The organism is Simiduia litorea (genome assembly GCF_042853465.1).
In the GTDB taxonomy this organism is placed as follows: Bacteria; Pseudomonadota; Gammaproteobacteria; order Pseudomonadales; family Cellvibrionaceae; genus Simiduia; species Simiduia litorea.
The window spans coordinates 1298424-1312193 of the sequence record NZ_AP031497.1 but is presented as its reverse complement, the minus strand read 5'-3'; the positions used below and the strand labels follow the sequence as shown (position 1 = coordinate 1312193).

Sequence of the window (13770 nt, the reverse complement as noted above, 5' to 3'; positions counted from 1 at the left end):
TTCGAGTCAAAATAAGCGTTTAAACGGTGGTAGCGAGTTGAGGATCGCCTTGCCGTAACGCCGGGTTAGCAAACGGTTATCGAGCAGGGTGATGGTACCGGTATCAGTTTCGGTACGCAGTAACCTACCGCACGCTTGCACTAATTTTAACGCTGCATCGGGCACGGTGATTTCCATGAACGGGTTGCCGCCGCGCGCCTCTATCCACTCCGACAGCGAGGCCTCCACCGGATCATCGGGTACCGCGAAGGGAATCTTGGCAATAATCACATGCTGGCAATAACCACCGGGCAAGTCCACGCCCTCGGCAAAACTGGCCAAGCCAAACAAAATACTGGTTTCACCCCCATCGATGCGGGCACGGTGCGCGTTTAGCATCTCCTGCTTTGACTTATCGCCCTGCACCAAAATCTGCTCGCGCCAGTCAATAGATAGACCGTCGTAAACATCAAGCATCTGCCGACGGGAGGCGAACAACACGAGGGCAGCCTTTTGTGCGCCCAGCAGCGCCGGCAGGCAATCGATAATACCCAAGGTATGATTCAGACTGTCGCTAGCATCGGAGGCGGTGCTAGGAATTTGCAACTGCGCTTTATTAAAATCGAACGGGCTGGGCACCACAGTATAAGTTGAAGCCTCGGGGGTACCAGTACGCATTTTTAACCGATCAAACTTGCCCAGCGCAGTCAAGGTTGCCGAGGTAACCACCGCACCGCAACAGCGGTTCCACAAACTATATTCGAGCGTTTTGGCCGCTAAAATGGGGCTAGAACAAATCTCGTAATCAATGCTGCCGCCGAAATCCACTAAGGTTATCCAACGCGCCTTCGGCACCCCGCCTTTGTGATCCAGCTCGGCGAAGCTGGCCCAGAGCGCTAAACCGGCCTCCGCACGGGATTGCCACACCCCCAGCTGTGGGTACCAATTTTCCATATCAACCTTGGGCACATCGCAGTGGCTCGACTCCAGGGCCTCTTCAAGTTCCCGTGTCATCTTGCCCAATAATTCGGCCAATCGCTCAAAGGTGTGCTTCAGTTCAACGCTCACCTCGCGCATAGCGTCCGGCACTATACCCTGCTCAAACCGATAGCGCGGGCTGCGCTCTGGGTCTTCAATGCGCTCGGCCAACTGGGTCACCATGGGGTAGACCATTTCCAGCTGACGCTTCACGTCGGCCAAGGCAGCAGGTAATTGCTCGGCGAAGCGGTCGATGTTTCCCGCGCCACTAATTTCGCCCAACATGGCGCCCTGTACCTTATTGGTTTGCTCTAACCATTTAAGGGTGCCGATTAAGCGACTGTGTTCAGCGAAATGGTTGAGCGCTTTATCGGGCAGGTGATGGCCTTCATCAAACACGTAGAGGGTATCGGCAGGGTCAGGCAATATGGCGCCGCCACCAAGGGCAAGGTCGGCCAACACCAGATCGTGATTGGCGACGATAACGTCAAAAGTGCCAAGCGAATCGCGCGACTTAATGAAACTACAGGAGGACACATTAGAACAGCGTCGGCCGGTGCACTGGCGATGATCCGTGGTCACCCGCGACCACACCTGCGGCTCTAATTCTTCCGACCACTCGTCTTTATCGCCGGCCCATTTATTGGCCGCCAGCGCGTCCATCATGGACTGATAAATGGTCAAGGCCTGCTCGTCTATTTGTGGATACTCATCCTCGTATAAGGCCTTTTCACTGTTATTAGCGGCATCCACATCGGTCAGGATTCGATCGAGTTTTGATAAACATAAATAGCGGCCGCGGCCTTTGGCCAGGGCAAAATTGAAATGTAAACCAGACTGGCGCTTTAAGTCGGGTAAATCCTTGTACACAATTTGCTCTTGCAGTGCCACGGTGGCGGTAGACACCACCAATTTTTTACCCAGCGCTTTCGCCACCGGAATAGCGGCCAGTAAGTAAGCCACCGTTTTACCCGTTCCGGTGCCTGCTTCGACCACACAGATATGGTTATCGCCGACCCGTACACCGTCGTCATCGAGCTCAATGCCACCCAAGGTGCGAGCAATTTCCGCCACCATGAGCTTTTGACCATAGCGAGCCTTCAGCGATTTGTTTTCCAAAAACTGGCTATAGGCGGTTTGAATAGTCTTTTTTAGCTCGGCTGATAATGCCATTAACGGTAAACCTGTTTTCGATTCAGTCGCCGAAAAAGCGTGGGGAAAAAACGTTTAACGCTCGGCGCCAATACGCTCACACCTCGGCCAATAATGACTTGATCTCGCCCCTTTTCGATTGCGGCCAAGAACTCTTCAGCACAGCGTTGAGCGGAGATGCCCTGCGCAATTCGCGGTTCCATTTTGCCTAAATGCGCACCGGTTTCATCTAGGGAGTTGATGGATATTTGTGTCTTTACCCAACCTGGGCAGGCAACGGTTACCTGCACGCCCTGGCTGTGCAGTTCGGCGCGCAAGGCCTCCATAAAGCCCATCAACGCGTGCTTAGCGGCCGAGTAAGCAGCCCGCCCTTGGGAGCCAATCAAACCCGATACGCTGGTAATGGTCGCCACTATGCCGGATCGCGACATCAATAGCGCTGGCAGTACCGCTTTGGTTAACGCCACGGTACCTAAGTAATTCACTTCCATAATTTTTCGATCGACAGTGAAGGCCGTATCTTGGGCCCGGCCGCGCTGGGAAATACCGGCATTATTGATCAAAATATCGACGCTTAAACCCTCAGCTACCAAGGCGGAAACTTGCTTATACACTTGCTCCGGATGAGCCAAGTCCAAACTCACCACGCGATGCGCATCGGGATTAACCAAACCTATCCGCAACTGCTCTAAAACCTCTTCCCGGCGGGAGCTCAACAATAAGCATGCACCTCTAGCGGCCAGTTGCTGCGCCAATGCCTCACCGATACCCGACGATGCGCCGGTAATCCAAACCTTGCGTCCCTTAAAAAAATCCGTCATACCATCCCTTAGTTATACGATTCAGCACCGCGATCGCGTCCTGCGATTACATGCCGGCTTTAGAAAAATTGAGTCTAACCGATATCTTGATTAAGCTTGCTAGATAAATCTCACAATAGGCGCTAGCCAATGATGGAAAACAAGCAATTTCAGCTATGGCTATTCATTGGCGGCGCAGTCATGTTGGTGTTGATGAGCATAACGGCAACAGTGCTCATTGCGAAACACTTCCGCGCCGAGTTTACTTCAGGTGATAGCACCAAACGCGCACTTGGCATCGTTGAGAACAGGCCAAAATTTGATCTCTTTGCCGGCCATGGTTTGTGCGAAAAAGCCACTTACCAACAAATGGAAGGCAAAATCATCAGCTTAAATATGGATCAGCGCGCCGCCATCTATAACGATTATGAACGCACCAACACCCTCATCTTTACCGCCGACGTGGTGCTGCCAGAACAACGCTTTTTAAGTGAACAACACTCCACCAAGAAGATGCATGTGCAGTGCGTCACCAGCGCCGACACCAATAAGCTGACAACGCTGGTCATTGCGCCTGCCGATCAATAATCAGCGATTCATATCCAAATGTGCACTCACAGGGTTGGCATAGCTGGCTAAGAAAATATCACGTTGCTCATCGTTCAAACCCTGCACCCGGCGCTTTAGCTCCGCCGCTTCCGCCGGATAGTCATCGGCATTAAAGGCCACTTGCGCCTCGCCCACTTTAACCTTCGGCACCAGCCCGGTTAATTGTTGGTAGGCTAAACAGTTGCTCGGATGCAAACGATAATTCGACAGTATTTGACGATCTATCTCCGCCGCCACTTCATCTGTGCCTTTAAACTCACCGTTAATCACATCGCCGTAGGCTAAATGAATACGCCCCTTAAAGCCGTTAATGCCGGCGGCAATGCTGGCGATATCTTCCTGCTCACCTTTCTGATAACTGCCTTCGGTTTTTAACAAGTACAACTCGCGACTCTTGGCCAAATCGCAGGGGTCCCATTCGTAAGAAATAGACACAGGTACAATATTGAGTTCGGCTAAATAGTCACCCAAGGGCTGTTGTTTGGGCTTACTCAAGGCAATCATGCTCACCACGGCGGAGTTGGTTTTATCGCGCCCGTCTTTAGCGCGGCCTTCCCGCTGCGCTATCCATAAGCTCGATAGTTCCTCGCATAACACATGGTGGATATAAGACGACAAATACTTAGCGGCCTTGAGTTTTTCCCGCGGAGCTTTGGCCGATCGATTGACGATAAAACTTTTGTTCAAGCGCATGATGTCCGAGACATAGGGCTTAGTCAGCAAGTTGTCGCCGATGGCAATTTGCAGTGTGCGAAAATGGTTTAGATAAAGCATCCACGTCACCAGCGCTGGATCCATGGCAATATCGCGATGATTACTAATAAATAGATAGGGCTTATCGCGGTCTAACTTGTCGAGGCCGCTGGCGGTGACACCGCGCGACTTCTCATCCAGCATGGCGCGCAAATAACCAGAAACCAATTCCTGAAGGCCATCGACCGTGTTGATACCCTTAAACTCAGCGCGCAATCTTTTCGCCACGAGCGGCTTAATCAACCAGGGCACAAGGCGGCTAATAACAGGAAACTTTAGCGCGGCAATCGCGGTGTGTAATTCAGGGTTGCCTACGATGCCAGCCAAGACAGGGGCTACTTCTGCATCGCGGTAAGGTCTTATATCGTCAAATTCGCTCATGGGCTCTGGGTATGTGGTTGTTATTGTCCAGGCAGGATTGTTTTATAGTAGCGCACTTCTTGCACGCGACCCTGCCTCCGCCCTCCGATTGGCGAAAGGGTGGCAAAAATACCGAAAAAGGATGAAAAATGCTACCCAAGGATTGCCCTTGTTGCAGCGGTCACCGTTACCCAGCCTGCTGCCGGCCTATTCACGATGGCGCCGCCGCAGCCAGCCCAGACGCACTGATGCGCTCGCGCTTCAGCGCCCACGCCTTAGGGCTGCTCGACTACATCCTACTCAGCTGGGCAGAATCGGCCCGTGCAGGTGTTGATCAACTAGCGCTTAAAGGCTGGCTTGAACAGGCAAACTTCGGCCAACTGCAGGTGTTATCCAGCCGCACGGCTGGTGCGAGTGGCGAGGTCGAGTTTATTGCGTGGTATCGGCAAGGGGAGCAACTGCATGCACTGCACGATCTGTCGCATTTCATTCAGGAAAATGGCCATTGGCGCTACCTCAACAGCAGCGCCCCGCAACTGAACACCCCGAAGCTGGGCCGCAACGACCCCTGCCCCTGCGGCAGTGGCAAAAAACACAAGCAGTGTTGTATTAACCGCGTGGCAATTCCTTAACCGACTCCTCCAGAGCGTGAATGGCGTCCTGCAATTGCTCATCGCACAAATAAGGCGCAGGGCCCATTCTAAGCCACTGCTTGCGAAAGTCGGTGTGCACACCGCGGTCGCGCATCATTTCACACAGCTGTTGAGCGTAGGGCGAGCTAAATGAAAGGAAGCCGCCCATATATTCCAGTGATGTAGATAGCTCGATAACCGCCGGATTAAAGTTAAATTGTTTAAAGGTGTTACTTAACAGCTCCAGCTGATGGTGGTGCACATCGTCGAGAAAGTCTGGGGTTAAACCTTGGCGTTGGAAGTAATCGAATACCCGATTGGCTCTAAACACCGGCAGCATATCCATGCTGGAGCCGTGAAACCTTGCACCGCCATCGCCATACATCAGCGGGCTAGATGCGGGTTCGTCGACAATGGGGTCAAAGGCACCAAACCAACCGGTGACAATAGGCTTGAACTGGCGCCCCTCCGGCACGTGCATAAAGGCTAAGCCGCTGCCCATTTGGCAGTACTTGGCGCCGCCACCCACAACAAATGCCTGCTGAAGGTTATAGTCCTGTACCGAAAAGGACAACACATTAACCGAGTGATAAGCATCCACAAACAACTCAACCCCCTTGGCCGCGCACAGGGGCATCAAGGTATCGAGCTCCAAACTTTGGTGGCCAGTTTCAAAATTGACCGACGAGGCGCACACCGCGGCCGTTTTGTCGTTCACATGGCGCGCCAACCGCTCAACCAAAGTGCTGGCGGGGTTGGCTGGCTCAAAAATCACCTCAACCCCGGCCTCGGCTAAGCGCACCAGCTGGCGAGCAATAGACGGATATTCCGCATCGCTCGTAACGATGCGCGGCCGCTCGGCCAAGGGTAGCGACGAAAGAAACCGCACAAACAGCGCGTGAACGCTGCCCGCCAAGGCAATATCATCGGCGGCGCTGTGAATTAACCCGGCAAAACCTGCGCGCACCCGATCGGCCATGGCAAATTCTTGCTCAAAGCGCTCTTCACCGTAGCGATTCAAGCAATCCCAATGCTCTTGATAGGCGAGGCCGGCGCAATCCGGCATCGCCTGATGAATATGCCCAGTGAGCATGATGCGCGCCCCAACCGCCGCGTGCTGGTAATCTTGGGCGAGTATATTCGGCGTTTGTGTTAATTGCTGCAGACTGGGCATGGGCGCTTCCTAAGGTTGATCCCCCCAGTATAGCCAAGCATTTTTGTGTAGACTGCGGGCCAGCAAAACAGCACCAAATTAGCCCCGACAACAGCACTGAGGCCCTTTCATGCAGCCAAGCTCATCCCCTATCCAGTCAATCACCGACCTACTGGCCCGTGTTGGCCTGCATTGGCGCGCGGAGGATTGCGGGGCGCGTATCCAAGCCTTGGAAAAAAAGCAGTTCACTCAATTTGAGAATGGCACCAGCCCTTATCCCTCTCCTTATTTAGGTCAGGCACACTTTGCTTTAATTGTGTGGGCCGAAGGTCAGGCGCAGGCACCGCAGATTTGGTTTTTGCGTTTCGCGCTGGATGAACAGGCAAAAATGCCACTCAAAAGCCGCGATGAGTTTGTGCAGCAACTGCTGTTTGCCATCGGCTCCAATCTCGCCGCGGCAGAACAGGGCGAACGCTTAAAAAGTGTGCTGGATAACAACCCTTATGTGTGGAAGCCCAGCGATACGCTACAAGCGGCCTTTCACGCCAAACTCACCGCGCGTTTAAAATTACCGCCCAGCCAGTTTTATCAAGATGTACTGAACTACTTCAGCCAAGGACCGTGGGATTATTGGCAGGCACTCGGTCTGCAAGGTTTAGCTGACTTAGCGGCACGGCAAAAAGAGCCGCAGATTCACAGTTTATTGGTTAAAAATCTCGCCGGTGTCCCCGAGCCAGTATTCAACACCCTGAGCCTTTTACTCGAACACGAGCCACTCGATATCCAATTGACTCAAGTCATTGGCGAGCGCCTAAGCCAAGCGTTACAGTCAAAAAATAATGCAGAAATCACGGCCTGCTTGCGCGCGTTATCCTGCAGTAGCGCCAAAGGCTATGTCATTGAAGCCTTAGCGCACACATTGGCAGCGCCAAACCTTTTAGATGCGGAGGCCATCGTCACCCTCGCCACTCGCCACGGCCACAACCTCATCGATCAACGCCTGACCCTAACTTTTCTCGAACAAGTGGTGAGTTTGGGTCAAGCGAGTTTCAATCGCATCTTAGCTGAGCTGTTATTTCAACCTGCGTTGAGGCCGCACTTTTTAGCCGCCTTTCGAGACACGGCAAGATCCGAGCATTTAAGCCAAGCCATTGGCGGATTACTCAGCGGCAAACTAGGTTCACCACAATAAAGTCGCCGCCGAGCTCAATTAAATTTACTGCGGTCGAGCAAATAGGCTGGCCGCATGGCCAACAGCCACGCTAACACCAACATAGCGCCTGCTACACCCAACATCAGCACATAACTGCTACTAAAGGCGCCGCCAGCACCGACCATGTTAGCGGCAACCAAGGAGCCGGTGGCCAACCCCATCTTCGAAGCAAACCCCGCTAACGCGGCCATGCGCCCTGTCGTATCAAATTCCGCAGCCATCCCCAACAAGTAGGCAATGACAAAGGCCCAGGTGATACCCACCAAGCAATTAGCCAGGGCAAACACCCCCGGCTGATCGGAATAAATCAACGACCAAGTCGCCCAAGCCGTCACAATCATCGCCACGCTCATAGGCACCAATCGGCGCATTCGGCTAGACACGACAATGACCAACACAGCGCCCACCACGCCCAGCCAAGCAGCAAAGCCTAACCAGCGGGAAATATAATCCAGCTCTAACTGAAAAGATTTGGCCAAACCCATGACCACCGCGTAGGGGCCATTATTGCCGGCCTGAAACAGAAATAATGCGGCCAGCGTCGCGAGTAGCGGCCACCAGGCCATAGGCGACGCCTGCCCCTCTACATTAACGATCGGAGCCCGCACTGGGTAATCCGGCAACAGCAGCAATAAACAAAAACTCACCGCGCTAAAGAGCATGAGCGACCAAAATAATACCGGGGCGCCAAAATCCACCACCAAACTCGGCAAATACATAACGCCTAGCCCACCCAAGCCATATTGCACCACGAGCAATACACCAAAGGTTTTTTCGGGGCTTTCTGTGCGCGCGAAAATGCTATAAGCCACACCCACCAATAAACCGCCAATACAGCCGTGGACAAACCGAATAGCGATTAGCCAATCGGCATCGATCATAAATGACGACAATAAATCCACACCCATAAGCAGTATTAACAACGAGCCACTCACGAGACGCCAAGAAATTCTCCCGGCCAAAAATACCGCCACCAAGGCACCGACCGCCGCGCCGTAGATATTACTTGACGCAACCGAACCCGCATCAGCAGTACTAAACCCTAAACCCGTCACCAAGCCATCCACCAAGGCGGGAATAATATTGACGTAAAAAAAACCCGCCGTGGCCAGCATCGCTAGACAAAAGCGCGCCAACAACCCGTGCGCAGACTTTCTGGGTGACGCGAAGAGCGAGAATTCGTGGGTGATCGCTGTCATTCAATTGTCCATACTAAGGGGAAAGGGTTTAGGCGCGACTAACAACCGAGCGCTCGCGGCCTAATGAAACCCCACTGTAAAGCAGTGAGAGGCGTTTAATAGCACCAGTTCGATCAGTGCCGTGAGTCCAGATCAAGATTCACACCCGCAGCCACCAATGCCACTTTCAGCGGCTCCAATTGCTGTTCGTAATGGCGCCATTTCTGCATTGAGGAACGATAAATTTTCTGTCGAACCTGAGTTGCGCTGGCCGTTGTACTGGCACTTTTATTTTTATCAAAAGCCAAGCAAGCAGGTTCAAAATCAATGCCGATAGTGGCCAGAACAGGACCAAGCGTTTGCTCTGGATTACTGATCAGGGCCTCATATCCAACAGAGATAATGCGATCAGGCAACACGCTCTGCCAATGCGACATTAGCCGCTGGTAACCCGCATAATACTGTGCCAACTCTTCCAACTGGTACGAAAAGGGATAGGCATTATGAAACAACCGCTTGTACATAGCGTAACAACTATCCATCGGGTTTCTATGGATATGAATAATCGTCGCATTGGGCAGCGCACAAGCAATAAGCCCCACATACAAAAAATTCAGTGGCAACTTATCAATAAAATAGGGAGTATCACCCGTAAGGGGGCGGGTGGAATGAATATAGTTTTTACCCAGCTGAGAAAAATCTAGGTCGCGCGTTGCCTGTACCAAAGCACGCCTACCGCCACTTGCTTGCGTTTTATCGACCAGCGCCATCATATTCTGGGCAAAATTATCGAGCTCGCCGGCCGACTTTATTAAACTATGGCTGGCCAACATGCGCTCCAGCAATGTCGAGCCTACGCGCGGCATACCTAGAATAAAAATCGGCTCCTTGCTCGGAAAACCTTTGGTTTGGTGGGTGCGAAAAAAATCTTTACTGTATGTTGCTTCGATAGCGGCCATGACCTCAAGGTCGTTTGCAACCTGATATTGCATTCGCGCACGACGCAAGTTTGCCCCCCGAGTTAAGGCGGCAAAGGACTGTTCATATTCGCCTACATCTTCTAATTCTTTGGCCAAGGCATAATGAAGCTTGGTTCGACTGACATCATCGGTTACTCTAGCCAGCGTCGCACGAATAGATTCGATGTGATTTAGCTCTGCAGTTTGTGTGCGTAAGTCTGTACGCAATGCAACAGCTTCGGCATCATCAGGCGCCAAGTGTAAACAGGAATTGATCGCCGTTTCGGCCTCCTGTGATCGCCCCAAAAATCTTAGCACCATCGCGCGATTATAATGCAGCGAAGCATCTTGCGGCATTAACACCAGGGCGCGATCGTAACAGGCCAAGGCCTCCTCATGCCGGTGCATGCGCCCGAGGTAAAATGCCAACCTATCCAAGTAAGGTGCCGATACGGTGGCGCGAAAAATTGCCTGCACCAGCGTCGTAGCCTCTGCCTCGGCCGCGATCATCTGCTGACTGCGCAGCAAGTGCTCTAACCGATCAAGCGCCGATACTGTCATAAATAACCAACAACATGAAAAAAATTTGAGTATATCGAATATCGAGTGAAGGTAAAAAGGGTGTATTTCCCCGCGCCACAACGTCATGCGCAGGAAAATACACCGGAGGGAAGTTTAAAAGTGATAATTAAAAGCAAGGCCCAAAGTGCGCGGCATAGTGATGTAGTTTTTAGCACCATTACCGTAGTAATTTTCGCTTGGTTCACTACCCATGTAACCGTCCGTTAATGCGCCTGTTACACCTTTTTCATTGGCGATATTTTTAACGAAGGCGCTAACATCCCAGCTATCGCTAGCGACAGTGCCAACGTAGTTCCACAGCCCGAAGCCATCAAACTCCACATCGAGGGAAGAATCTTCCACAATAGTATTGAGAGAATCCGACTGATAGTAAGCACTTAACCGGTTAATAACCTGCAAACCACTCGCCAACGACATACTGTGTTCGAGCGAGGCCGACAGCGAATGCTCAGGTGAACCTGGAAGACGTCGACCCGCTTCAGCCACCGTGTTACCAAATTGCGGTGATATCAAATCTTTAGTGAGTTCGGCATTAACATAGGCATAACCACCATTGATACGGAGGTTATCTGTTAATTGGCCGGTAAACTCTAATTCAACACCTCTACTGCGTGCCTCGTCGCCATTGTAGACAACAAAATACCCATACCAAGCCGTAGAACCGTTAACTTGAATATCTTGCCAATCAACTTGGAAAGCTGACAGCGTGTACTGCCAGGCTTGAGACCCACCCTTAATACCTATCTCGTAATTGACAACACTGTCGGGCGCGTAACTATTAAATACCTCGCCATTGGGCTCACCAAAGTTGCCTTCAGTCGGCACCGCATTGGAACCGCCGCGACGATAACCTTCCGATATAGTGGCGTAAGCCATGGTATCAGCGCTGATATCCCACGCTAAGTTAACTTTAAACAGGGTGCCAGAATCATCGAAGCTAAAATCAGACGCTCGACCGTTATCGGCATCATACATAGGTAGTGCAATAAAGGTGTTGTTCTCAAACTGATTATCGAAATAGCGCGCGCCGAGGGTTAAATGTAAAACATCGCTCATATGCCAAGTGAGTTCACCAAAAGCCGCGCGATCTTTGAATGTCTCATTGCGATCATAGGCCCAATCTTGATCAGTGCCTGTGGTAAATTGATCGCCCCAAAGCGCAATGGTGTAATCGGTAAAGCCTGGTAAATAGGAATTTTGAACCGAGCCTAGGTCTTGATCCATGTAATAAAGACCAGCCACATAATCAATCGCGCCCCCCGCATTGGAAACTAAACGCAACTCCTGAACAAATGCCTTATCTTCATATTCGCGCACCGCACTCGCCATGGGGCGAGGTAAGTCATAGTAGTAGCCAGAGATCCAACCTAGTTGCGCATAAAAACCCGTGTTCTCACTGACACTTTCACCTGAGTGATCGTATACAGAGGTGGACGATACGACAGAGGCAAAGCCAACATCCAACTCCATTTCCAAGCTTGCGAGACTAACGTCGCGCGAAGAAGGCTCAAGCTGAATGGAACCATTTTCGTAATCGCCGTAGGCATTGCCATAACCATCAGCCCCTGGGGTTTCCTGACGTCGGCCACCAATGTCATCTTTTTGCATCTGGAAAGACAGCAAGGCGTCAAAGTTTACTGAAGGTTCGAACTTCAGTGCCGCGCGAACAAAATCGATATCAACAGTGTCTGCATCTTTTTTGCTTGTGTATACAGGGTCACCGGCTAATACATCACCGCCTTCAGCCACTGGAATACCACGGTCATCCAAAACGTAAATATTTTTGTAATCGGTCACACCCGCCGCATCGACTTTACTGGCATAAATACGCGCCGCCAAGGTATCCCCCAAAGGAAGATTGAGCATGCCATCCACAGTCCAATTAAAACCGTTAGAACCTTCGGTTTGCGAGTAACTGCCGCTCACCTTACCATCAAGCGCCTGTGTATCCGGTTCGGCCATGATATAACGCACTGTACCGCCCAGCGCTCCAGAGCCATAGAGTGTGCCCTGTGGGCCACGCAACACTTCAACACGCTCGATATCTTTTAATAAAAAATTGGCGTAGAGCGGCGTATCATTAACGTAGGTTGAAACCGTGGGCACCGTTGACAGCGCCACATCACCGGTCGCACCCGATTCGACATTAATACCGCGAATCATAATGCCATTGGTAACACCAGAGTTACGAAAACCCCGATCCACAAGCGATATGCCCGCGAAATTACGAATCATTTCGGCCGCATCAATGATCTGCGATGCGTCCAGTTTATCACCCGATACCGAGGAAATATTGTACGGAATATCCTGGACTGATTGCTCCCTACGCCCAGCAGTAACCAGAACTTCTTCTAGCACGACGGGTTCTTCGGCCGCCACAGTAGGAAGACTAAAGCCCGTGGCAGCTATCGCCAATGCCAGTACATTTTTTGATAAATTTTGATGTTTGTTTTTCATAGGACCCGTGCCTCGCCATTATAGTTTTGTTATCAACACTGTATCTGGTCAGTTTTAGATTCCGTAGTACCAGTTCTGTCTATTAGTAGAGCCAGTTAGTAATTATTTTTCTGTCTTTGGCACCACTAACTCACCCAAAGATTGTAAGCTTGCTGAATTTTTCACACCTTCGCTGTAAGGCGGAAAATTTACATCGCAATCACGCCAACTTTTCAGCACCTGACCCAAGTTTTGCCAGCCGCGCTCGCGGCAGCGGCGCAGATAAGCCAAGTCCAGCTCTACCGCAATAATTTCGCGCACCTCACCGGCCTCGTGAATAATTTCGCCACCGGGACCGGCCACCACAGAGCGGCCATTGCCTAAGCGTCCGGCAACGTTGATATCGATAAAGTACACTTGATTCGACACCGCATTGGCGCGCACCAACGAGACTTCCACGTCGCGATCAATGGTATTAGTCATGGTGGGATGAATGATGACTTCGGCCCCCATCCAAGCCAATGTGCGCGACACTTCGGGAAACCACATGTCGTAGCAGATAGACACGCCGAACCGCCCCACATCGGGTACGTCGAATACACAGCATTCGGCACCCGGTGTGACACCTTTTTCATAGGGTGTGAACGGAAAAATTTTGCGGTAACTCGTGACTTCCACACCCTCGGGGTTGAATACCGGTGTGACGTTATAAACACGCTGACCTTCGGCGACAAACAACGAACCAGGGATTAACCAAACCGCGTTGTCGCGCGCAGTCGCCGCCAACACCGCAAAAACCTCATGATCGGTGCGCACGGCGTTATCTGTGGAAGGGCCAAACAATGCCAGCTCACCCACAACGATCATTTGAACCCAAGGAAAACGCTTTTTAACAGCGCCGACTTCCTTGACGATTTCATCAATATTATTTTGGTTATTTAGTGCAAGCTGTAAACCGGCAACCGCAAATCGGCTCATGCAACGAC

General features: G+C 51.6%; 11 protein-coding genes. 3 read left to right on the top strand and 8 right to left on the bottom strand.

Annotation, left to right across the window (positions count from 1 at the left end):
* Nucleotides 1-6: 6 nt before the first annotated feature.
* Both dinG and ACGHTT_RS05835 read right to left on the bottom strand, forming a co-directional pair.
* Nucleotides 7-2130 (bottom strand): ATP-dependent DNA helicase DinG, encoded by a 2124-nt coding sequence (gene dinG, locus ACGHTT_RS05840; RefSeq protein ID WP_390594087.1) that lies wholly within the window; start codon nucleotides 2128-2130, stop codon nucleotides 7-9.
* Nucleotides 2130-2930: an SDR family oxidoreductase gene (locus tag ACGHTT_RS05835; protein WP_390594086.1), complete on the bottom strand. Its 801-nt coding sequence runs from the start codon at nucleotides 2928-2930 to the stop codon at nucleotides 2130-2132. The genes dinG and ACGHTT_RS05835 overlap by 1 nt, the downstream gene beginning before the upstream one ends.
* 129 nt (nucleotides 2931-3059) lie before the next feature.
* Here ACGHTT_RS05835 and ACGHTT_RS05830 point away from each other — a divergent pair, with 129 nt between their 5' ends.
* On the top strand, nucleotides 3060-3497 hold the full coding sequence (locus ACGHTT_RS05830) for a hypothetical protein (protein ID WP_390594085.1): 438 nt from the start codon (nucleotides 3060-3062) through the stop codon (nucleotides 3495-3497).
* Here the strand turns inward: ACGHTT_RS05830 and ACGHTT_RS05825 are convergent, their stop codons facing one another.
* On the bottom strand, nucleotides 3498-4652 hold the full coding sequence (locus tag ACGHTT_RS05825) for a 1-acyl-sn-glycerol-3-phosphate acyltransferase (protein ID WP_390594084.1): 1155 nt from the start codon (nucleotides 4650-4652) through the stop codon (nucleotides 3498-3500). It abuts the gene before it with no gap.
* A 128-nt stretch (nucleotides 4653-4780) separates the two neighbouring features.
* On the opposite strand from ACGHTT_RS05825, the gene ACGHTT_RS05820 reads away from it, so the two are divergent.
* Nucleotides 4781-5263, top strand: a complete 483-nt coding sequence (locus ACGHTT_RS05820) for a YchJ family protein (RefSeq protein ID WP_390594082.1) — start codon at nucleotides 4781-4783, stop codon at nucleotides 5261-5263.
* Here the strand turns inward: ACGHTT_RS05820 and ACGHTT_RS05815 are convergent.
* Nucleotides 5241-6437 (bottom strand): aminotransferase class V-fold PLP-dependent enzyme, encoded by a 1197-nt coding sequence (locus tag ACGHTT_RS05815; protein ID WP_390594081.1) that lies wholly within the window; start codon nucleotides 6435-6437, stop codon nucleotides 5241-5243. The genes ACGHTT_RS05820 and ACGHTT_RS05815 overlap by 23 nt on opposite strands.
* Nucleotides 6438-6546: 109 nt before the next feature.
* Between ACGHTT_RS05815 and ACGHTT_RS05810 the strand changes: the two genes are divergently transcribed.
* Nucleotides 6547-7608: a DUF3549 family protein gene (locus tag ACGHTT_RS05810; RefSeq protein ID WP_390594080.1), complete on the top strand. Its 1062-nt coding sequence runs from the start codon at nucleotides 6547-6549 to the stop codon at nucleotides 7606-7608.
* A gap of 14 nt (nucleotides 7609-7622) precedes the next feature.
* Here ACGHTT_RS05810 and ACGHTT_RS05805 read toward each other — a convergent pair whose 3' ends face one another.
* From ACGHTT_RS05805 to ACGHTT_RS05790, 4 genes are all read right to left on the bottom strand, one after another.
* Nucleotides 7623-8828: an MFS transporter gene (locus tag ACGHTT_RS05805; RefSeq protein WP_390594079.1), complete on the bottom strand. Its 1206-nt coding sequence runs from the start codon at nucleotides 8826-8828 to the stop codon at nucleotides 7623-7625.
* 113 nt (nucleotides 8829-8941) lie between these two features.
* Complete coding sequence (locus tag ACGHTT_RS05800; protein ID WP_390594078.1) at nucleotides 8942-10327, bottom strand: tetratricopeptide repeat protein; 1386 nt, start codon at nucleotides 10325-10327, stop codon at nucleotides 8942-8944.
* A gap of 114 nt (nucleotides 10328-10441) precedes the next feature.
* The gene (locus tag ACGHTT_RS05795; protein ID WP_390594077.1) at nucleotides 10442-12805 is read right to left on the bottom strand and encodes a TonB-dependent receptor; all 2364 of its coding nucleotides are present in this window, start codon (nucleotides 12803-12805) and stop codon (nucleotides 10442-10444) included.
* Between the two features lie 102 nt (nucleotides 12806-12907).
* Complete coding sequence (locus ACGHTT_RS05790; RefSeq protein WP_390594076.1) at nucleotides 12908-13762, bottom strand: carbon-nitrogen hydrolase family protein; 855 nt, start codon at nucleotides 13760-13762, stop codon at nucleotides 12908-12910.
* Nucleotides 13763-13770 lie beyond the last annotated feature (8 nt).